The sequence below is a fragment of the Pelolinea submarina genome, from assembly GCF_003966975.1.
Taxonomy (GTDB): domain Bacteria; phylum Chloroflexota; class Anaerolineae; order Anaerolineales; family Anaerolineaceae; genus Pelolinea; species Pelolinea submarina.
Window position 1 is genome coordinate 1,486,881 of record NZ_AP018437.1, and the last position, 20,279, is coordinate 1,507,159.

A 20,279-nucleotide genomic window follows, 5' to 3' on the forward strand; every position below is an offset into this window, starting at 1 on the left:
AGATAATCTAAGTAAAACCTTTAACCTTATGGCAGATGAAGAGAAATATCTATTACGTATTCTAATATCAAAGATCATCGATGATGAACACGACGATGGTTTGGACGAATTAGGTCAATATACTATTGAAATAGATCCAAACAATAAATATTGGCCGAACAAGATTACCTACAAATCACAAGAAATCGCCCGAGATTTAGAAACATTCCTAAGGAGGGAAACTAATATTCTCGAAAGTGTTTCGACCAATAAAATCAATAACTATGATGATCAAAATATTGATGTTCATGTTATATCAGAAGGGCATCAAAGCGAAGAATATATAGATAAAACCAATAATGTCCAAATGGAATTACATAAGATCATCATCCGCCAAAGTGTATTAGAGCACACCAAGGATCACGCAGCCACCGACCTTAATCATGAGGTCGGTGGGTTTTTACTCGGTAAGTACTATGAGGATTCAAAAGGCCGCTTAGTAAGTCTGGTTACAGGAATGGTCCGTGCAAAGGGCGCTATTGAACGGGGTTCAACTCTATGCATAACGCCGGAATCACAGATGTTGTTCTGGGAGCTGGTTGATCATGATCCGATTTATTCAAAGGAAAGTGAATGGTGCTGGATTGGACACTATCATACGCACCCTAATTATGGCATCTTTTATTCTGATGATGATGAAAAATCGTTTCGCAACTTCTTTTCACAGATGTATCATGTGGGGATGGTGATAGATCCGGTTAGGAAAATATTGGGGTTCTTTGGTTGGAATGTGGGCAAGGATAGTGTTATTAAAAAGCCATCAACAGATATCGATCAAGTTGATGACAATGAACTAGAGGCTATTCTTGCGGATATCTCCGGCAAGCATAGTGTTGAAATGCCTGATGTGGAATTGTTTTATCCTGATGAAAAAACTAGACTTATGCAAGGTCCAACCCAAAAAAATAGCTTGCGAAAGAAAAAACCAAGGCCGACTTTAGGGCCAAAATAGAACACAAAATGATAAGGAAAAGCGTATGATGCTGAGTAAAGATGAAATTGTTCACATTGATATATCCGAAATTGATGCATACGAAAATGAAATAATTAATATTAGTAACGCAGACCTTCTCTCTACTGATACAGTAAAGATAAAGTCTCAAAGAAAAAAGGAAATTCAAAAGGATAACTTCAAAAAACCCATCAAACCGCTTGTCAACATTGTTCTTCTTATTGACACGTCTGGAAGCATGGGTGCCTCGGACTACAAGCCAAACCGTCTGGGCGCCGCGAAAGAAGCTGCACGGATGTTTTCAAAGCGCAAAGTGGTGATGAATTATAGTGATCATGTTGCAATTATAGGTTTTGGCGGAGAAGCGCACGTGTTTCACCAGCTCGACAGCAATTTAGATGAAGTCATGCAATCAATTGAAAAGTTATCAATTACGCACACTGGTACAAATATCGGCTCCGCTATCCAAAGCGGTGCAAATTTGCTCAAGAATATCAACGGCAAGAAGGCGATGGTCCTGTTAAGTGATGGCGCCGATAAATTTGATTCATCTAATCCTGAAAGACAAGCACAGGACTTGAATGATATAAAAGTTTTTACAATTGGAATAGGAACGACAAAAGGCGGAAGAGCAAAACTTCCCCATGGGGAACAAACTGTATTTTTAAACGAAGATCGCCTAAAAACAATTGCAAAAGTAACCGGTGGACGATACATTTACACGCCAACGGTTATGGACTTACAAAAAATATATATAGAGCTAGCTGATTATTAACAATGTTCAACTTTGACAAGCGAAATGGGATCAAAATCACCTTTGATGATATAGAAAGGTTTAATTGTCCTGATATAACCATCACTGTTGAAGATGTGAATCGTTACATTCCTCCCGTTGATATCATTTCATTGGATGATTTTACAGAATATGAGAGAAATATCATAAAGATCTCTTTTGCTGATTTACCGGCAGATCTGAATAATGCGATTACAGATTGTTACCACGGTACTTCAAAAGAAGCAGCAGAAAAAATTGTCAGGAGTGGATTCAAAGTTGGGTGTGGCAGCGGTATGGGATCAGGTATTTATTTTGCAGTTGGCGCAATTGGTTGTTCCAGTGCATATAAGCGGGGAAATGGTGTCATTCTTCGAGCAAAAGTCCACTGGGGGAACGTTTTTTATCTGGATGATAAGAATTGTCCGCGAGAATTAATCGGAACCGGAGATGGAGTAGTAATAAGGGCAAAGAAATTGGGATACGATAGTCTTATCCAGTCGCGGAAATATTCTATTAACAATCCAACTGTTGGCGTTGTATTAGCAAAAAAAGATACATTTATCAAACCTCCGCAAATTGAAGTAATAGACATTATCGAAAATTGATCAAATATTATGACAATAAATAATGAAATTCAAATCTCATTCGACGATATAGAGAATGTTGAACTAAACACGCCAAACACAATCTCAATTTCAATGGAAGATATCAATGCTTATGAACCAAAGCAAGTTGATGCTGTAATAAATCCAGAAGATATACCTAAAGAAGAAGAAAAAGTTGAATTGAATTGTTTACTTTGTCATTATCCAATATTAGAAGGAGAATCATGGGTGAAATGCAATAAATGTGGATCTTCATACCACACTGATTGTTGGCGAGTTAAGAATTCTTGCATCCAAAGGGATTGTAACTCGCATCGAGTCATCCCTCAAGATCCGATCACATAGGCAATCATGGAACAAGAAACGCAAAGAACAATTGTAATCACCCCTAAAGATTTGTTGGAATATTCAGAGAATCAGAAACATGATGAAACAATCATCATCTCCGAATTTGACAATCTTTTCTATCAAGAAGAAGTTTTACGACTTACCAATCTCGAACGAAAACAGTATGGCGCTGGACAACTGACCATTAACTCCGATCTATGTATATCAATTTTAAATCACTGCATAGATCTGGCAACGCATGATATTTTCAGCCATACTGGGTCAAATGGCTCCAATTTGAAGGATAGGGTGGAAGCAGTATCATCCTCCTTGTGGATGCTTTTAGGCGAAAACATTGCGATGGGCCAAGACAGTCCACAAAGCGTTGTTGATGCATGGATGCAAAGTCCTGGGCATCGTTCAAATTTGTTAAATCCTGATTTTATTGAAATAGGAATCGCTTGTTTTCTAAAACCGAAAAAAAACGCCTTTGATTTCAATAACGTCTATTATTGGGGACAAAATTTTGGAACAAGGGTTTCACCAAAATCATTCGGCCCATTGATGGAACGTTATTTGCCGAAGAAAATAAAGAAACAAACTGAAGATATTACAGTAACAATTCTAAATGAAGATAAAATTGAGATAAAATAAATGTAGAATAAATGTAGAATAAATGGGAGATTGTCTACCCATTGACTAGAGGGAAAATGATGTTTGACGACCAAGGGCATAAATCGATAAGCATATCTGAAGCGGATATTAATGATTATGAAAACAATCAAAAGCAACATTCTTTTGATCCTTTGCAGAAAATCCCAAGCAAGCAGCATAAAGCTGTTTTAGTAGAAGCAAAATGCGTAAACACACAACAACTGTATTATCTCGAATTTCGCCAAGACGACTTAAGTTCCTGGTATTTCAAAGATGCCTTTAAACATGAAATTATCCCAGATCAAAAATCTGTTGGCATTAAGATTGAGAAAAACATGATAAGCGGAAAAATAAATTGGGGAAACATCTTCTGCCCATATTGTTCGTCAACGGGAATTGTTCAATGCGCAAAATGCAAACGTCTGACTTGCCATCACAATGCCACTGCAGGAGCTTCATTCCAATGCGCCTGGTGTGGAAATTCCGGAAAAATTGGTGGTTATATTAAATCATTGGGTGGTTCTAGATACAAAAAATAGATTATTAATGAAAATCAGCGAAACTACAAAATTCAAGGTACTCTGGTCTGGCAATTATAAGAATGGCAATTGGACAAGTATTCTTACATGGTCCAAAAACAAGGATGAGGGGAATGGTTTTCAGATTTTCCGGAAATATGATTATCCCATTTTATGTTATGGAGATGGCGATTTTCTTGCCGAAACACAGGATCATTACCTTATCGACCAAAATAACATTCGTACGGGAGCACCGACATATTACGCATTATTTATAAAGAATGGTGGAAAAATCCATAAAAAATTTTCATCAGTTTACGCCGGTATTAGGCGTGATGATGTATTTGACATAAATGCATCAAAGGATACCGATGGAACCATTAATCTATACTGGAAAACTAAAGCAAATCTGGCAGATTGTGTTGTTCGCCGCGGATTTAATGTTGCTCCAAAATCATGTTTTGGCGGTGAATTTGTAGAAATTATTGATCCAAACTGTCATGCTGTTGACAAGATAATTGATGACCATAAAAAAATCTATTATTCTTTTTGGGCTGTTTTCAAAGATCCTGTACATCAGAAAAGACAATTCAGCCAGGGAGTAAGCATTGAAATATTAGTGGGAAATCTACCAACACTTCCAGTAACTCGTATAAGCCAAATAATATTAAGATGTCCTTACTGTAAAGAACCTTTTGGTTTTAATGAAAAGATAATTACATGCAATAATTGTGGAATAGGATACCATATTGACTGCTGGGAAAAAAGTAATCGCTGTATAAGATTGTACTGCGAATGTCGACTTGGAACAGAAGAGAAATATATATAAAAGGAGAAATACAATGAAATCAAAAACTTTTTGTGATTATTGTCACAAGGAAAGAGACCCAAAAAAGTGGAAAAAATGCCCCAATTGCGGTTCCAGACAGATACCTTTTTTGGGATACACCCAAGAATATCTTGTGAAAGAAATTAGCATCGCTTTACTAATCATTGTTGTCGTAGCATTTATTGCTTTAATTGTAGGTGGGTTTTTTTTATACAACCATCAGATGAAACTAGTTCTTTAGCCAAGAAAAGAAAGTGAGGGTAATCCAATGAATAAGAGATTGGTCGGATTATTAATATTCATCATAGTAGTAATTATCGGGGTGTGTATCACGTCATATATGATATATATGCCAAGATGGACTGAGCGTTTGAAAGAGGTGAAAGATTATCAAACGCAAACTGCTGATGTCGAGTTAACCAGGTTGGCAATGGTTTCAGCAACTGTTGCACAAGAGCAAATTCTTACAATGCTTGCATATGAGCAAACCCAAACAGCACGCCCCACCCAGACGATGACACCCACGATATCCCCCTCACCCACTACTTTTCCAACTTCCACGCCAATTCCTCAGCAAAATGTATGCATTGGAAAAACTGATAATGGTGTGATAAGAGAAATGTTTAAATTACCCGGTACTGGTTATAAGTCTCCGGTGAAAGTCCCGGGCGGCCAGATCGTAAAATCTCTTGGTCGGTTTGAAGATACCGGTTGGGTGCAAATTGAATTTGAAGGGGAGATTGGGTGGATAAAACTTGAAAATTTTGTCTTTACAGAAGAGTGTGATTTGACTGTGTATGATCTTTCATACCTATTGAACATCGCGAAACCCGGAGTAAAAGTCTTATTAGAAGATACATTTGCCTCAAATGCAAATGAATGGTTTGATGAAAATGAGGAAAAACTATATCCAGAAGTTCGGGCTGGCGAAAGTCTTCTAAAAATTTCAGCCCAAAATTATGAAGTTGTTCATACCACTAATCCAGCAATAAACGCTGTTGATGAATTTACATTGATTACCAATATATCATGGAAATTAAACTCGCAAAATACATACATCGGTTTCCGCTTCCGTGAGAATGATGGGAATTATTTTGAAGTTCACCTAACGCCCACCTGTGATTTGGAGGTATTTAATAAAAGCGAGAAAATTACTTCCAGGCCGTTGGTTGACGGATCCTGTCATGATACGGCAAGTTTCTTTATTCAAATGCACCTGGATAAAAATAACAGACTTGAATTTTCTGTAAATGGCTATGATCCTGCCCGAGTAAATCTCCCGGATTCCGAAGGCAACCTGAATAATGGGGATATAAGACTTGTTGCTTCTAATACAACCGCAGAAATTGATTTCATAATTATTTACCAAAATGAAAAATAAGGCAGGAAATAATGAGTAATGAAAATGAAGAAATAAAGATCCTGCTCATGGGCCCATCTGGTTCCGGAAAAACCTGGTATCTAAACTCATTCGCCCGGGCGATCGAATGTTGTGATGAACAAGATGAAGATTTTGAGTACCAGTTACGTGAATTCAGCGGTGATGCGCAATCACAGCCGCTTTTCATTTCAAAGCCTTCTGAAAAATATAATTCAGTAGACGGGCCAAATGATTACTATTGGGAATTTGAAAGAAAACCAAAAAATAATATTAGCAGAGCAAAAATTAACTGCAGCCGATATCTGTTGTATTTCTTTGATTACACTGGAAACTCGGCAATGCAGCTTTCAGAAGAAATATCGGCTATTGTTCAAGCGGCGCACCTAGTTTTATTCTTCATTGACCCAACTTCACTTGTCAATAATCAGACAAAAAATGAAGAAAAGAATCAAGATGAGTGGGATTTTGATTTTTCTGACAGTATTGATGAAAAGTGGAAATCTCATAAACCGTGTGATTCGAAAAAGCAAGGACCGCTAACGCCAAAAGAATATACCGTTGCAATCAAGAAATTGTTCGAATTCATTTCCAGGAGAAATCTGGAGAATCTACATATTGCTTTCATTGTTTCCAAAGCTGATCAATGGTTGCAAAACTATGATAAGAAAATAGCTGATGTATTATTGCATTTCCTTGGAGAAGACTTTCAAGCATTATTAATTGCTTATCAGAAAAACTTAAAAATCAAAATATTCCCAAATTCATCAGTTGGATTCACAGATGATGGAACAGCGAATTTTAACAGTGAAAGCAACGCATTGCTTGATCCAAACATTTGGAATCCAGTTCATTCAGAAGACCCAATTTTCTGGGCACTTGAAGATATTGAAAGGAATGTCCTTGCAAGAAAGAATTCAATTAGCGGGTGGTTGTTTGCCGACCAATTGCTGCGTGATTACATTCCATATCACAGGTTGGATTGAGGAGAGATATATGGATACAAATGATAATAAATTCTATGATCGGATTGCTTTATGGGGACCATCTGGATCAGGAAAAGACTGGCTTGTAAAAGCATTCGCCCAAGAACTAATTTTTTTTAACATCGAATACCCCGATTTTAAATTTACTCTTGAAGATGAAGATGGTGATCCTGTTGATCCCGAAAAACCAGATAGCGATCCATCGAAAAATATTGAGACTTTCAATAGAACTTTCAAACGAAAACCGGCAGATAGGAGGCCAGATAAAGCACATATAATAAGTTGCTCTTTTAAGCATGATATTACGATCTGGAATAATGCGGGAGCTGATACTATTGCCTGGCTGGTTGACCCAGAAGTCTTTGAAAGTGCTTATTCAGCAATCAGCGGGTCAGGTTTTATAATTCTTTTATTAGATCCAACATACTTGGAAAATTCAATTTCTAAAAAAGAAATAAATACAAATTCTCTTCACGAAGATAATGCTTCAATTGTTATTGCAGAAGTAAAAAACAAAGCCTATCCAGCTATCGCAGTTGAAGAAAGCTTTTCTAAAATTGAATATGCAAGAACAGTAAAAAATCTCTTTCAACGATTAGCTGATGAAGAATCGAATGTGTATCATATCGCTGTATGCATTACAAAAGTTGATAAAATGATGTATAGCATGAAAGATCCTGAGTTCTTGCTGAAAGTATTGTTTGGGAAAAGTATGACGAAAACCCTGGAGCTTTTTAAGGACAATTCTAAATTTGTTATTGAAGTATTCGCCACTACAGCTGCAGGGTATATAAAAAAAGGCGGTAAAAAAGCCTCGAACGAGATTGATGGTGAGCTTTTAGATGATGATAATTGGAATCCAATAAATGCTGCCGCACCTTTCTTCTGGATTTTTGAACAGAAAGAAAAAATGGAGATGAAGAAAAAGAGCATGGAGAATAGGTTGATGGGAAGTGATTTTAAACACTACATTGAATATCCAAAACGGGATTAGCCAATAAACGATGAAATATTGGGATTTTGGTAAGATATTTTTTAAGTCAGACAAAGGATCGGCATCTGATTGGACGCTCTTATCATCATCGGAGCCGCAACCAGATAAAAATTATGTCAAATCAATTGAAGCAAATATATTGCGTTTCCCAGATGCATCTAGCTCTGATTTCTGCCTGAATAACAGTAAAACAAAACCGAGTTTTTCTATTGCACTTCTTGATGGAAATCAAGGTAATTCCTTTTATTTATTTCTCATTCAACGTAGAAGGGAAGGTGAATTTAATCCCAATGCGCGCACAAACCGGCCATTCAACCAATATCGTATTTATGAACTTTCTACGCAAGAAATTATTGACGGATACAAATCAGATCCTTTTTTCTTTACCAATCTTATAGATGAATTTAGAACTGGTGAATTATACCGATTACCAGATTACTTTAAAGATACTATCCATACAAATGAAAAACTCATGGTAAGAAGTAAGCATAATTTGGAATCGGAGACAAGAGAAATTGGGACCCAAATATTAAATCTTTACTATTCCTATTTTAAAAAACACTCAGGTAAATCAACGCCATCGTTACATATTATAAGTTCTGTTGACTCAATCTATAAAAAAATTATGATCATTGATTTTCTGGAATTTCATATTTTCCCGATATATGGGGTTACATCTTTCGCACTAGATTTTATTACCGAGAGAAAAATTGATTTACGTTTATATAATCAACTGCATGAAAAATCAAATTTATTGAAAATTGATTCTACTTTCGAAACCGAACGATTAAAGAGCATACCAGCAGATGGTGAGTATTTTTCGCAAATTTCAAAATTGGGGAACTGTAGCCATTTAGATGCAAAGTTGAACCAATATATTCAAGACACGAATAACCTTAACCTAGCGATTAATTTATATCAGATTCTAGAACAGGATATTTCTTTTGAAAATGAAGCCCTATTTAGTTCAATCAAAGCACTTCTTGCAAAAAGTAACAAGAAAGATGGTTCAAAGATACTGCTTAAACGGATGATTGAAAAACTAAGTTATGAAAGTTGTATCAATTTACTTAAAGATATCCAATTTTCTGATATCGAAAAATATCAATTCACAGAAATTTTATTAGCAAACTTCTCTGATGATCTTGAAAAGGTAATAAATATTATTCTGCAATTTCTCTCTGAGAAAACAAGCAATGCTGATCTTGAAACTAAGGCAATATCCAAATTGGATAAATATGTAAAAAAATACACGGAACAAGATTCTAATTTAAGAACACTATCAAACGAAATTCATTTGGGGTTATTGAAAGTTTATCTTCTTTACGGAACCAGTGAGAAAACTACGCCAGAATCTCCCACAAGAACAAATATAGCAAAGATGCTTGTCAAGAGCATCAAACAAGATGCTACCTTTGAGCTTGTCGAGCTTTTGAAAGTGAATAATCTCGATTTGCCATTCAAGCAATTGGTTTTCGAAACCAATACTGATTGGAGTTTTTCTGCAATATATGATTTCCTTTCAATCAGTAGATCTCTGTATAAGAGCGATTATTTGGAATTATTACTCCATTTTCTTAAAATAATTATTAGAATTAATAAATATGTTAATGAGATTAAAACTGACCTGAAAAAGTTCAAATATTTATTTATGCAATATAAAACTTCAGGGATAAAATCACAAGATGAAGATAATAGAAATAATTCTCCAGCTCTATTAGTCTTTTCCGACCAAGTTGACCTCAAATATTATCTATCTCTAAATAAATTTATCTTTGAAATTTGCTCGGATGGGCATGATGATCAGGTGCAATTTATTGAATGGTGGTTTTTCGCTGAGGTCGCTTATGCTAAGGATAATCCTGAGACTCCACAGAAAAATTCAATTCGTTATGACCAAATCAGTGAAATAATTAACTGGTTCCAAGATAAGAATGACAAACTATATTATGCAATAACCGAGGAATTTCGTTATCTGATGAGCTATGGAAAATTAGAAAGCGATCTCTGTTTATATGATGCTTGTGCACATTATAACGGCGATACACTGAGTGATGATACAAATATTGGCTTATTCCTTGATATGGTGAAAATCTGGCAAAATAAGCAAATAATATTATTACCTGAAGATATCAACAGAACGATTGACCTTTTACCAGCCTCATATGGAATTCTCGAAAATGTACGCAAATCGATAGCGAATGGTGAAAGAAAGACCGAGATTGATAAAATTAATTTTGAAAAGTGGTTGGGTGGTACTTCTGAGAAACGAAATGCGAAATTACCGATAGCAGATATTGATAAATTGTATGATACCGTTTGTGATTTGAAAGAACTATCACCTCGATTAGCATGGTATTTGATGACTGAAGAAGATGCAACTTTCGATATTCATCAAGATCACAAAGAGTATAAAACTTTTTGTAAAAGTATATTTGAAAAGACTGTAAATAAAAATGATGAAATAGTTGAACGATTAACACTATTTTTAGAGATAATTTCGCAAATTCCTGAAAATATCTGGATCCAAGTTCAATGTGTAATGTCAGTCCGCTATATGACTGAAATCATAAAAAAAGTAGTGGAAATGGAAGTTGATAACAAATTTTCTATTTCAGAAATTAATGACCAGCAGTTACAGGTAATATGTGCGATTGCGCTCAGTATTTCACCAAATAGTTTAGCAACAATTTTTAGCAATTTTGTTCGGGCTAAGATTAGTTTCGAATCTGATAACAGTATCTTTATACATGGTTTACACAAACATACAATTGAAATGCTCGGTACGGTCTCAAATAAATTTGGATTTCAAACTGAATTTAATCAAATTTTAGCAAAAAAAAACAAAATTTATGAAAAATTAAAAATAAATATAGAAAAAAACGAAAATCGGATCCAAAAGCCAAAGATAAAAATTATGAAAAAAGAAATTATTGATTATCCATTATCAGATGAAGGAAATCAAAAAAGTGATAATTGATTTTGTAATAATGATAATCGTGGTTTTAATAATTCTGATTCTGTTCGCATTTATTATGTATTTGCTAGAAAGGAAAATAATTTTTGTTTGGAGATTAAATTAATTATTAAAGGGACTCAAATTGTGATTAATGAATTACAAATACCGATAGCCTTAGGTTTAGCTTTTGGAGGGATTTTATATTCTTCCCTATTACAACTTGTTCACCTAAAAATGTGGGAAATAGTTCAATTGCAATTTCTTCTTTCGGATTAGGGTTCCCTCTTACCTGGTAGCTGCATCTAAACCCCCATTTGATATCTTTTTGATGGAAAAAATTTCGATATCTTATTGCTAATTATCCTGGCGGTACTTTGCGTAGGAATTCTTTATTGGAAGTGCCCCAATATTATGTGATCCATTTCTAAATATTTAATTCTCAGGCCATAAACTCATATTTTCTTTTTTGGGGCTATTGTGTTCCTAATTTCTGATAAACATGACCAACTGGTAAGTACATTATTTCATCTCTCTCATCTTATCCAATAGATTCACTTATTTCTAAAATGTCAGCAGGTTGAGATAATTGATGGGTGATTGTTGTATTTATATTAGTAATAACATTTTGAACTAATCGGCTTGGGGATTGGTCTACAATAAGTAAACACACACCTCTTAATCGTAGAATCGCTAGCATTCATTCAAACATGACTCCTGGCAAATTATCAACTGTCGTTACTTCCGGCTTAAAACCAGTCTCTTTAATAAATTAATAGGAAATTGTGCAATTTGCTTGTTTCTGCTTGTAAAGAAGCAGAATTGCATAACAAGAATGTTAATTGTGAGGTTAACAAAATCAGATAGCTATTTGATGCTACGTTAAACAATATAACAAACGACTCATCGAGAATATGATCTGGAATCAGGTGCTAATTGAATAATCCTATACAGTTAGTAGTATAGCGAGTTATACCTAAAAGATTATGGATCGTCTGAATGGGAAACGGGATGACCGATATTATACTTACCATTCTTTAAGTAGCCGAATATCTGAAGCTCACAAATTTAAAGGTTGGGATGGCAGAATATCTAAACTATTAAGATAAAAAACGATTAATCCTTTACTTACTTTTTTATTGTCGTGAATAAAAAGGAATAATCAAACTTTTTGAGAAAACAGACTAAAAACATCTTATATAGATCAAAGTAACCAAAAATCGATTTAATAAAAAACTCGGCTTGATACTTCAAGCAAAATTAAATTAATTTATATTACCTTTGCTTTTTGAGCGTCATAAAGAGATCAGAACAAATGTATTATTATCACCGTATATCTTCTCGTAAAAAATTCTTTGGGGAACAAGATTGAAAAATTAAATGGTTAGGCAATTGACTAATCTGTTATTATTTTTCAAGTGAAAAAAGAAAATTCAGAAATCTATAGAAACGGAAAATTAATTGAGCTGAACAACCCTCAACCGGAAATCAGGAAGAACGCAGAATCAGCCAAAGATTGGGCATATGCAGATGAGGCGGTTTATCTCTACCGGATGGCGGTTCTATTTAAAGATCGGTTTTTAGATCCGATATTATTGACTGATCGGCGTAGGCTGCCTGATCCGGTCATCTCCTTTGCCAATTTAAGGAATAAAAATACACTGGCTGCTTATACCTTGGTGCGTAATCCCCAGGGTTTGCTGTACGAAATTACTATGAACAATGTGCATTATATAGATGAAGAACAAAGTGGGAAAAAAGTAAAACGTTGGAGTTTTGGTAAATGGGCGCAGCTTGAAACTTTATTGCATGAACAGGTTCACCTCTGGCAGCAAAACTTTGGGACTGATCCGGTCAGACCCGGCCAAGCTTATCACAACAAAGAATTTATCAATAAATGTGAGAGTCTGGGGCTGCACCCCATGCCGGGAGCGGGCTGTCACACTCGCTTGGCGGATGGAAACTTTGCCATTTTGATGAAAGAACTGGGCGTCGAACCACCAAACCTGGGTGAAAAAATGAATGACTTGGATATTGATTGGTTCAAATGGTTTCTTGATTCTCTGGGTAAGGGGAGAAAAGGAACCTCAACCTTGCACAAATGGACTTGTCCGGAATGCGGCCTCAAAGTGCGTATCGGGATCAAAGGCGACCCGAAAATCCGCCACGATCCCTGTGAGCAAAAAATCGGCCACCCCGTTTTCTTCGTTAAGGCAGACGGGATAACACATACTATTTATAAGGGCAAAAAATAGCTCGAGATTTTGCCCTATAAAATATTGTTCATTTTCTGAAATTATAGGCTGGTGTGTTTATTTCGTTGAACCTGGTTTTTGTGTTATGGAGGGCAGCGTAGATGGTTGAGGTTGAAACAATGTCGCAAAAGGAAGCTTGTACGACATAAAATGGTAAGATTGGGGTTGGCCAATTCTCACATGTAAGTCTTGTAATAATCTTTGACGAAAGACGGTTAAATGAGAAAAGGACGAGAAAATGATAGAGCTATGTCTTAATTTGGGGCTGGTTAATTCAGTTTTTAAAAACCCATCTTCGATACCTGTTTTTGAACACTGAGATTGAATGATGGTAAGTATTTTGCCAATTTTCCTCTATCCAATGAATCCAGGTACCATTCCGAATAATTTCCGGCTCTCTTACCCAAAATCATTAAATAGATTTGATCCAAGAAAGCTTTTTCCGGTTGAGCCAGGTACATTCCGTTAATCAAGTCATAACCGAAAAATAATTTTGGATTCAATTGGGAATACTCACATTCAATTCCAGCCAGGGTGATTTTTTTGGAGTGGCGGGTAGTAGCTAAAGTCAATCCATATAATCCCTGATTAATAATGCCATATTTTGACAAAGCGCTTTCAAAACTAACGTAACTAGGGTAATAGAGTTGAGTAGCAACTTTTTCGATATCCAGATTTTCCCGTTTTAGGGTATAGATGCTGCGGGTAATTTGAATTAATACCCCGGCGTCGAGCATTCTTTTGACCGAAATTTTGAGATGTGCTTCTTCCGGGAACAGTTTTTGGAGGTCTTTAATACTAAAGACATCTTTTCCCAAAGCTTCTATTTTCTGAATTAACTGCTGGCGTTTCATTTTTTAAATAACTCGACAACTTTCCGATAATTCTTGGGAAGAAAATGATTCAAACTATCCATTAGTTCTTTTTGATCGTATTTATAAACTTCCTTGATCACCAGGTTTTGACCTAATTTTTGGCTGATATACCAGGCGTCAAATAAATCTCGGGGTTCCCGCCGTTCCTGGTTCTCAAGAATCCGGATTTTATCCTTTAGAATTGATTGCAATGTATAAACCCGACCGATCACTTCCAGATTATTGAAGGGACTTTTAATCAAGGTAACAGTCTGTTCGAACCCCCGGTTTTTTTTATTGACCTCAACCTTAATACCAATAGGGATAGACCGGTAGTCCACATGGATGATAACTTTGGCATATAGCGTGTGATACTTATCGTGAATATCCTTGACGACGGCACCGGGAATGACCTTTTCAATTTTACTGAGCGACTGGTTAAAATCAGAAAAAGCCACTTCACCCAACAACGAAAAATCCAAATCTTCAGAGAACCTGACCGAGTTATACGCCAATCTCAGAGCAGTTCCGCCTTTAAAAACCAGTTTGTTTTCAAAAGGAGCATTAAATAAAATATCCAGCAAATACATTTGACAATGTTCTTTGAGAATATTATCAACGGTAGTTTGCTGCTCCAAGGCAAATTTTTGAGCTTGATCTTGTGTCAACATAGTATACATTAATGTATACCAACCTTACACTGTTGTCAAGTAATTCGTTAATTTTTGCATTTTTACAATAGGTACTGGAACATATATCTGTCCGAACTTCACTATAAATATCCATGCCTCGGTGGACAACAGGACAATTTGCCTGAACCTGTATCCACCGCCTCTATCGGGCATTCTCAAGAAACTACACAACCCCTCTTGCCGCAGGGCATGTTGCGTGAGGCATGGCTTCATAAGAGAATATCACTTCCCTCACTTCATGGTAAAAAAAGCGCTATTGGCTGTTCGTGATCTGCCTGGTGCCAAATCGGAGAAGTCAAAACATTTTGTTCCCGCACCTGGTCAACGGTGGTGAACAGAAACAAGCGTGCTCCGGCACCAACAGATTGGCGGGTTTGAGTTAAAAGGTTTTTCATGCGCACCAGACCGGTGGTCACTACCAACCAGCGCCCGGAGTTGTAACCAAAGCGGTTTTTAAAAACGGTACTTTTAATGTAAACTGCCCCTGGTACGGTTTTTTCCCTCCCAAAACTGGGATTGTCGTGAGTAGAGTTATCCAACTCAAACAGGAAACGAGCGCGTGCCGGTGAACCGTCGATTTGCCGCCGTTGATCTGTAATCACAAAGTAACTATCTGGGCAGACACCCTTTTTTACGAGGTGCAGCCTGCCTTCCCGGTCTTTGGTCTCGTATTCAACCACATCCATGTTGCAATGCAGCACCCGCTCGTGTATCCATTCTTCCAAAGCCAGGTGTGGTAAAACCCGCAGGCTCTTTTCCACCGCCAGGCGGAAATCGACAATTGCTAAGTCGTGCTCAAGCTGCATCCAGCGCGGCTCCCGCAGCCAGCGAAAGCCTGCCTCGCGCAGCCGGTTTTCAAGCAAGCGCATCTGGTTCTCACCTTGGTTGGCAGGGGCAGGGATGGATATTCCTGCCTGACCTGCCAACCAGAGTATGCCCTTCCAGTTAAGCCAGAGGATCGGCTCGGGCAGCGGTTTGCTGCGCCAGGCATTGCGATCCGGCCAGGTGATCAAGCCATTATGAAATAACTTGGCCAGACGTTTTTCCATGGCTCGCTGGCTTTTATCTGCCCAAAAGAGCTCTTTCAACTGCCTCTTTGCCAGCAGTCCACCGTAGTCCATTATTGCCTGTAAAATCTCCCCATCCCGATCCTGAAAACGCATGGGTAACAGCAGGTTGTCAGTTTTTGAACCGGACGCGTTGACCATAATATCCTTCTTCCTTTTATATGGGTATTTTTCCAGTAGTTTAGAGTCCCCAGAAGGGGGCATCTCCGGTTTCGGTTTCATTGGAGTAAGGATAGTTTCCAGAATCACGCGGCGCATAGGTATTATTTTGGGAAGCCTCTTTTTGAGCGTCCGATTTCAGTCTACCATAGCGCCTGCCCACTGCATCATAAAGTGATTCCACCTTACTTTTAAAAGCCGGTGTTGTGGGTGGGTCGGGAATGTAAAAAGCTTTCTGGCTAATCGGATTTTCCCACGAACGACAGCGTACCCAGAAATGGCGCGCTGGAAGCTGTGTCAATAGTTTGGCCAGCCCCTCCCAACCCAATTCTTCCTGATGGTCTTCAACCGACAGGAAGGGTAGCCTGCCAGCATGTTTAATTTTAAGTTCGTGTTTATCGGAAGCCATAAAATCCGATGCAGGGAAAATATCCTTAGCCAGGTGGATGGCGTCATGATAACCAACCCGAAAACAAGCCATTGTCCCGGTCGTGTTTAAAACGGCACTGCGCAGCCGGGGTGGGATTTGATCCAAAAATTGGTGCGCCAGGGTCAGTGAGAGGGCATATTTACGCGATTCACACAGGATGTCTTCGATGTTATCGGTAGTGTAATTTTGGAATTCATCCAAGTAAAGATAGAAAGGTTCGCGCTTGATGGTGTCCGATCTGGAAAGAGCTGCCTTCTGAATTTGCGCCACGATAAAAGCGCCCAGCAAGGCACTGATCCCCTCTCCCAGGATACCCTTGGGGATATTCGCTAAAAAGATCAAGCGGTTGTCTAATACCTGGCGAAAGTTAAAACGCGGTTTACCGGAAAACATCAGGCGCATATCCGGGTCGAAGATCAAGTTTCCGATCTTGTTCAAAACCGGCGTGATCCACTGGTGCACTGCCGATGGGGTTTGCGGAAACTCGTGCAGGAAATAAGCCTGGATATTGGCATGCCCCAGCCTGGGCAGCAACCCTTCACGATAATCGCTGTCCGATAAAAAACGGGGCAGGTCAAGCAACGACAGTTTCAGTAATGACAGCGCCAGGAACGAATTGGTCAACAGCCAGACCAGACGGGGGGCGGTGATCGAATCGATTCCCCAGATTTTGACGACAATATCGGTCATAAACAATGACACGCGTTCGGGTGACAAGCCTTCAATGGATGCCAACGGATTAAAGGTCAATGTCCATAAAGGGTGGCAGGGATCGAGCAAAATGACCCGTTCCCAGGTTTGTGGTTGGGTCGCCAGGTAAGCTACCATGTGTTTGAACAGATCGCCATGCGGATCGATCACCCCCACCCCATGCCCTAAGCTGATATCCTGCCTGATCCAGGATTCCAATGCCCGCGACTTGCCCGTTCCCGGCTGTCCGATGACATAAGTATGGGTTGAGCGCTGGATTTCGTTCAGAATAGTAGAAGGATGAATAGAATTTGGCCAATCATAAAATGGTCTCATTCGAAGTTCGCCCCCATGCGAAACCCCTCGGCGGCCGCATGATCTACCTCGCCCCAAACCAAGCCCACTACCAGCCCATGCAGGAAACACAGCCCTACCGTCCAGGCTGATATTGGCAAACCCAATATCCAGAGGATCAATAATCCCAGGATCAGTGACAAGATGATGGTAGAGAGGATGCGCAAAGACCCCTCCAGAATATAAAGACCCCATCGGTTTTGAAAAAAGGGTGCTATCTGCCCCAGGATTATTTGATAGAACTTGAAAGACCAGCCCATAAACTCATACAGCAATGCCCGTGCCGATTTTAAAAATGAGGGGAAAAGCCGCAATGCCCCTGCCAAGGCTAACAGGAACAGGTTAATTGAGAAAAAGAAAATAAAAATCAAGATATTGGCAAACATTACAGACCTCCGTGGTTGTTGAATGTATCCCCTATTGCTAAGCGAGGGGGCGCTCCAGCCAGCGGTCGATCTCGACCCAACAGCCATCCTCCATCACGGCCACCACAATCGGGTCAAGTGCCAGCAGACCTAGAAATAGCATCGGAAAGATCGTTGTGGTAATTACTCCCAACATGGCTGCCAAACCCTCCGCCAGACTGGTGAGTGACGATAACCCGCTTGGCGCATTCGGTTGTGGAGCAGCCGGAGCGGACCACCCGAAAGATTGTTGCGCTTGCTGGGGAGCAGGCAAAGACATCGGCGCTTCATGTACCACCACAAAACCCCGGGGACGCAGCCCGGCAGCAAAAATGGTTTGGATACGTTCCAGCGTGCGTCCGGGGATCGGACTGTTATCTTCGTGAGCCGGAACAATTAGCCATTTTTCCAGGCGCACCGGTTTTTCGGGAAGATCGGCATACCCCAGAATATGGAAACCCCAACCGTTGTGCCGTCCCAGGCTCAATATTTGTTGCGCGGGTGGATCCACTCGGGTAGATAACGTTTGTGTGTTTTTTATAAAAAGAGAACGGGTATTCATAGTAAACCTCCGATTAGAGTTTTTCCAAACGATGCAGCCAACCCACCAGGATGGTCAAAGCGTGCCGCCAACCGTAACTGGCCGCCCAGACTACCCCGGCAATCGGCAGCAGCAACAGGAAGAATAGAAAAGTAGACGGGATGATAAACCAAGCCAGCGAGAAAACAGCCAGGCTGATAGCAACCACTGCCAGACGCGGGTTTAGAAACCAAGCCTGGCGCTCAAAACGAAGATTGTGGAAATGATTAGATTTGTCCATAAGATGCTCCTTTTTTTATCTAAAATCCTTTTTTCGGCTATAATTTTTCATAGCCCTGTTTTTGGGGTAATCCAGAAAACCCATCTAATTTATACAAGAATATGTTCCAAAAGAATGCCGTCCTATGGATATACCCAGGTATAGGGCAATTTATTTAATGTTTCCCGGAATTTAATTGGAAGGGGTATCTAAAAAATATTAAAAAGGTGGAAAATGTCTGCTGAAGAATTGAAAAAGCTTGCCTCACTCAGTAAAAGAGAACGTGAAGTGCTCTGGCTGGTTTGCGAGGGTCATTCATACGAAGAGATCAGCCAGAAATTGTATATCAGTATCCCTACAGTCAAGGCCAATATGGGACGCGTATATGTCAAACTTGGACTGGATCAGCTTCAAAAAGCGGAACGAATCCGGGTCATTCATCAAGTTTACTGGCCGTTATTGAAAAACGCTGAACTACCATCCGAAGCGCCACAGGCAGAAACTCCTATACCAGTGCCGGAACCTGTAGCCCAAATGGTGGATGATGATGAACACTCAATTATCCCCTACCGGCCAGAGCCAATCGATGTCATCGAAATTCGAACCCCAGAAAGAGTTTCCCCAAGGCCTTCTTTATGGCGGTTTGTGATAATCTTGGTGCTTGGCCTGGGAGTTATCGCCGTTGCTTATTTCGCCTTTTTTATGAATCGGGATCAATCGCAGTTGGGGCAGGAATTAACCGCGGCCGTGGCCCAATTGACCCAGGTCGCTTTAGCCCAGACCAATCCGCCTACGCTGGCAGCGGCTCCCACCCAGGTTGTTGTGCAACCCACTGCTGAACCAAGCATACAGCCTGCCGCTATGGTTATCACTGCCACACCGCCCCCGCCAACCGCCATTCCAGCGACTTCTGCGCCGACGTTCACTCCGGCTCCATCAATTCCTCTTCCCTTCTCAGACAGTTTCGATAACGAACCCAGTTCCCAATGGCAGGTATTCAGCGGAAATTGGATCACGATGGACAAGGAATATACCACGGCTGAATACCATAATGGTTGGGCCTTGGCTGCGTTGGATGATCCCACTTGGAAGAATTATCGTATCCAGGTCGATGTCAACGTTCCTCACATGTACGCCGCCAGCCAGGGTCAACTTGGAATAATGGTGCGAATTTCATCCGGTCAACCCAAATACCTTGGCTTCACTGTTGACGGACTTTCACGGGGAAGCTGGTCATACGTCACCGTTGATGAAACGTCTCCCGATCCGATCGCCGGTTTTGGCAAATTCGAAGTACCTCCCCAATTTCTCCTAGAAATTGAAGTTCGTGGCAATCAATTCGTAGCCAAGGTCAATGGGCAGGAAATTCAGAGTTTATCCATATCCGGGTACGATAGCGGCGGCATTGCATTAGGCGTCACCTGCATAACGAACCAGGGCTGCCCCAGTTTTGATAATCTCAAGATCGAGCCTTTGCCGTGATCATCATCATAAACATGCAAGCTTGGAAAGATTAACAGGCGTTTGATAAAAATGCAGGCCGCGGCTAGCGGCCTACCTT

General features: G+C 39.4%; 21 protein-coding genes. 14 read left to right on the plus strand and 7 right to left on the minus strand.

Annotated features, from left to right (window positions below; translation table 11 throughout):
* Window positions 1-28 precede the first annotated feature (28 nt).
* The 13 genes from Pelsub_RS06445 (at window position 29) to Pelsub_RS06505 (ending at window position 13,268) form a co-directional block, all read left to right on the plus strand.
* Window positions 29-991: a Mov34/MPN/PAD-1 family protein gene (locus Pelsub_RS06445; RefSeq protein ID WP_116224547.1), complete on the plus strand. Its 963-nt coding sequence runs from the start codon at window positions 29-31 to the stop codon at window positions 989-991.
* Between the two features lie 25 nt (window positions 992-1,016).
* Window positions 1,017-1,766 carry a vWA domain-containing protein gene (locus Pelsub_RS06450; protein ID WP_116224546.1) on the plus strand — a complete coding sequence of 250 codons (750 nt, stop codon included), beginning with the start codon at window positions 1,017-1,019 and terminating at the stop codon, window positions 1,764-1,766.
* Between the two features lie 2 nt (window positions 1,767-1,768).
* A complete protein-coding gene (locus tag Pelsub_RS06455) occupies window positions 1,769-2,371 on the plus strand; it encodes a poly(ADP-ribose) polymerase family protein (protein WP_116224545.1) in 603 nt (200 codons plus the stop codon).
* A 9-nt stretch (window positions 2,372-2,380) separates the two neighbouring features.
* Window positions 2,381-2,716, plus strand: coding sequence for an RING finger protein (locus tag Pelsub_RS06460; protein ID WP_116224544.1), 336 nt, complete (start codon window positions 2,381-2,383; stop codon window positions 2,714-2,716).
* Between the two features lie 6 nt (window positions 2,717-2,722).
* The gene (locus tag Pelsub_RS06465) at window positions 2,723-3,352 is read left to right on the plus strand and encodes a CAP domain-containing protein (RefSeq protein ID WP_116224543.1); all 630 of its coding nucleotides are present in this window, start codon (window positions 2,723-2,725) and stop codon (window positions 3,350-3,352) included.
* A gap of 56 nt (window positions 3,353-3,408) precedes the next feature.
* Entirely contained in the window at window positions 3,409-3,891 is a 483-nt protein-coding gene (locus Pelsub_RS06470; protein WP_126440429.1) for a hypothetical protein, read from the plus strand.
* The gene (locus Pelsub_RS06475; protein WP_158675008.1) at window positions 3,827-4,699 is read left to right on the plus strand and encodes an RING finger protein; all 873 of its coding nucleotides are present in this window, start codon (window positions 3,827-3,829) and stop codon (window positions 4,697-4,699) included. The genes Pelsub_RS06470 and Pelsub_RS06475 overlap by 65 nt, the downstream gene beginning before the upstream one ends.
* Before the next feature lie 13 nt (window positions 4,700-4,712).
* On the plus strand, window positions 4,713-4,940 hold the full coding sequence (locus Pelsub_RS06480) for a hypothetical protein (protein ID WP_116224541.1): 228 nt from the start codon (window positions 4,713-4,715) through the stop codon (window positions 4,938-4,940).
* Between the two features lie 27 nt (window positions 4,941-4,967).
* Window positions 4,968-6,080: an SH3 domain-containing protein gene (locus Pelsub_RS06485; protein ID WP_116224540.1), complete on the plus strand. Its 1,113-nt coding sequence runs from the start codon at window positions 4,968-4,970 to the stop codon at window positions 6,078-6,080.
* 11 nt (window positions 6,081-6,091) lie between these two features.
* The gene (locus tag Pelsub_RS06490) at window positions 6,092-7,063 is read left to right on the plus strand and encodes a hypothetical protein (RefSeq protein ID WP_116224539.1); all 972 of its coding nucleotides are present in this window, start codon (window positions 6,092-6,094) and stop codon (window positions 7,061-7,063) included.
* 10 nt (window positions 7,064-7,073) lie between these two features.
* The gene (locus Pelsub_RS06495) at window positions 7,074-8,057 is read left to right on the plus strand and encodes a P-loop NTPase family protein (RefSeq protein ID WP_116224538.1); all 984 of its coding nucleotides are present in this window, start codon (window positions 7,074-7,076) and stop codon (window positions 8,055-8,057) included.
* Between the two features lie 10 nt (window positions 8,058-8,067).
* A complete protein-coding gene (locus Pelsub_RS06500) occupies window positions 8,068-11,037 on the plus strand; it encodes a hypothetical protein (protein WP_116224537.1) in 2,970 nt (989 codons plus the stop codon).
* A gap of 1,394 nt (window positions 11,038-12,431) precedes the next feature.
* Window positions 12,432-13,268: a hypothetical protein gene (locus Pelsub_RS06505; protein ID WP_116224536.1), complete on the plus strand. Its 837-nt coding sequence runs from the start codon at window positions 12,432-12,434 to the stop codon at window positions 13,266-13,268.
* A gap of 281 nt (window positions 13,269-13,549) precedes the next feature.
* Here the strand turns inward: Pelsub_RS06505 and Pelsub_RS06510 are convergent, their stop codons facing one another.
* From Pelsub_RS06510 to Pelsub_RS06540, 7 genes are all read right to left on the minus strand, one after another.
* Window positions 13,550-14,122, minus strand: a complete 573-nt coding sequence (locus Pelsub_RS06510; RefSeq protein ID WP_116224535.1) for a type IV toxin-antitoxin system AbiEi family antitoxin domain-containing protein — start codon at window positions 14,120-14,122, stop codon at window positions 13,550-13,552.
* Window positions 14,119-14,793, minus strand: coding sequence for a nucleotidyl transferase AbiEii/AbiGii toxin family protein (locus Pelsub_RS06515; RefSeq protein WP_158675009.1), 675 nt, complete (start codon window positions 14,791-14,793; stop codon window positions 14,119-14,121). Before Pelsub_RS06515 ends, Pelsub_RS06510 begins: the two co-directional genes overlap by 4 nt.
* Before the next feature lie 257 nt (window positions 14,794-15,050).
* Window positions 15,051-16,022 (minus strand): replication-relaxation family protein, encoded by a 972-nt coding sequence (locus tag Pelsub_RS06520; RefSeq protein WP_158675010.1) that lies wholly within the window; start codon window positions 16,020-16,022, stop codon window positions 15,051-15,053.
* 40 nt (window positions 16,023-16,062) lie between these two features.
* Entirely contained in the window at window positions 16,063-17,496 is a 1,434-nt protein-coding gene (locus Pelsub_RS06525) for a type IV secretory system conjugative DNA transfer family protein (protein ID WP_116224532.1), read from the minus strand.
* Entirely contained in the window at window positions 17,493-17,900 is a 408-nt protein-coding gene (locus tag Pelsub_RS06530) for a hypothetical protein (RefSeq protein WP_116224531.1), read from the minus strand. Before Pelsub_RS06530 ends, Pelsub_RS06525 begins: the two co-directional genes overlap by 4 nt.
* Before the next feature lie 37 nt (window positions 17,901-17,937).
* Window positions 17,938-18,480 (minus strand): hypothetical protein, encoded by a 543-nt coding sequence (locus Pelsub_RS06535; protein WP_116224530.1) that lies wholly within the window; start codon window positions 18,478-18,480, stop codon window positions 17,938-17,940.
* A 13-nt stretch (window positions 18,481-18,493) separates the two neighbouring features.
* Window positions 18,494-18,739 (minus strand): hypothetical protein, encoded by a 246-nt coding sequence (locus Pelsub_RS06540; protein ID WP_116224529.1) that lies wholly within the window; start codon window positions 18,737-18,739, stop codon window positions 18,494-18,496.
* Window positions 18,740-18,967: 228 nt separating this feature from the next.
* Here Pelsub_RS06540 and Pelsub_RS06545 point away from each other — a divergent pair, with 228 nt between their 5' ends.
* Window positions 18,968-20,200, plus strand: coding sequence for a helix-turn-helix domain-containing protein (locus Pelsub_RS06545; RefSeq protein WP_158675011.1), 1,233 nt, complete (start codon window positions 18,968-18,970; stop codon window positions 20,198-20,200).
* Window positions 20,201-20,279 lie beyond the last annotated feature (79 nt).

Excerpts from the sequence above, each read along its gene's own strand:
- Pelsub_RS06520 (WP_158675010.1), bottom strand. The coding sequence starts at position 16,022 with ATGGTCAACGCGTCCGGTTCAAAAACTGACAACCTGCTGTTACCCATG.
- Pelsub_RS06495 (WP_116224538.1), top strand. The coding sequence starts at position 7,074 with ATGGATACAAATGATAATAAATTCTATGATCGGATTGCTTTATGGGGA.
- Pelsub_RS06450 (WP_116224546.1), top strand. The coding sequence starts at position 1,017 with ATGATGCTGAGTAAAGATGAAATTGTTCACATTGATATATCCGAAATT.
- Pelsub_RS06530 (WP_116224531.1), bottom strand. The coding sequence starts at position 17,900 with ATGTTTGCCAATATCTTGATTTTTATTTTCTTTTTCTCAATTAACCTG.
- Pelsub_RS06510 (WP_116224535.1), bottom strand. The coding sequence starts at position 14,122 with ATGAAACGCCAGCAGTTAATTCAGAAAATAGAAGCTTTGGGAAAAGAT.
- Pelsub_RS06500 (WP_116224537.1), top strand. The coding sequence starts at position 8,068 with ATGAAATATTGGGATTTTGGTAAGATATTTTTTAAGTCAGACAAAGGA.
- Pelsub_RS06445 (WP_116224547.1), top strand. The coding sequence starts at position 29 with ATGGCAGATGAAGAGAAATATCTATTACGTATTCTAATATCAAAGATC.
- Pelsub_RS06465 (WP_116224543.1), top strand. The coding sequence starts at position 2,723 with ATGGAACAAGAAACGCAAAGAACAATTGTAATCACCCCTAAAGATTTG.
- Pelsub_RS06480 (WP_116224541.1), top strand. The coding sequence starts at position 4,713 with ATGAAATCAAAAACTTTTTGTGATTATTGTCACAAGGAAAGAGACCCA.
- Pelsub_RS06485 (WP_116224540.1), top strand. The coding sequence starts at position 4,968 with ATGAATAAGAGATTGGTCGGATTATTAATATTCATCATAGTAGTAATT.
- Pelsub_RS06470 (WP_126440429.1), top strand. The coding sequence starts at position 3,409 with ATGATGTTTGACGACCAAGGGCATAAATCGATAAGCATATCTGAAGCG.
- Pelsub_RS06540 (WP_116224529.1), bottom strand. The coding sequence starts at position 18,739 with ATGGACAAATCTAATCATTTCCACAATCTTCGTTTTGAGCGCCAGGCT.
- Pelsub_RS06455 (WP_116224545.1), top strand. The coding sequence starts at position 1,769 with ATGTTCAACTTTGACAAGCGAAATGGGATCAAAATCACCTTTGATGAT.
- Pelsub_RS06525 (WP_116224532.1), bottom strand. The coding sequence starts at position 17,496 with ATGAGACCATTTTATGATTGGCCAAATTCTATTCATCCTTCTACTATT.
- Pelsub_RS06460 (WP_116224544.1), top strand. The coding sequence starts at position 2,381 with ATGACAATAAATAATGAAATTCAAATCTCATTCGACGATATAGAGAAT.
- Pelsub_RS06535 (WP_116224530.1), bottom strand. The coding sequence starts at position 18,480 with ATGAATACCCGTTCTCTTTTTATAAAAAACACACAAACGTTATCTACC.
- Pelsub_RS06515 (WP_158675009.1), bottom strand. The coding sequence starts at position 14,793 with ATGTTGACACAAGATCAAGCTCAAAAATTTGCCTTGGAGCAGCAAACT.
- Pelsub_RS06490 (WP_116224539.1), top strand. The coding sequence starts at position 6,092 with ATGAGTAATGAAAATGAAGAAATAAAGATCCTGCTCATGGGCCCATCT.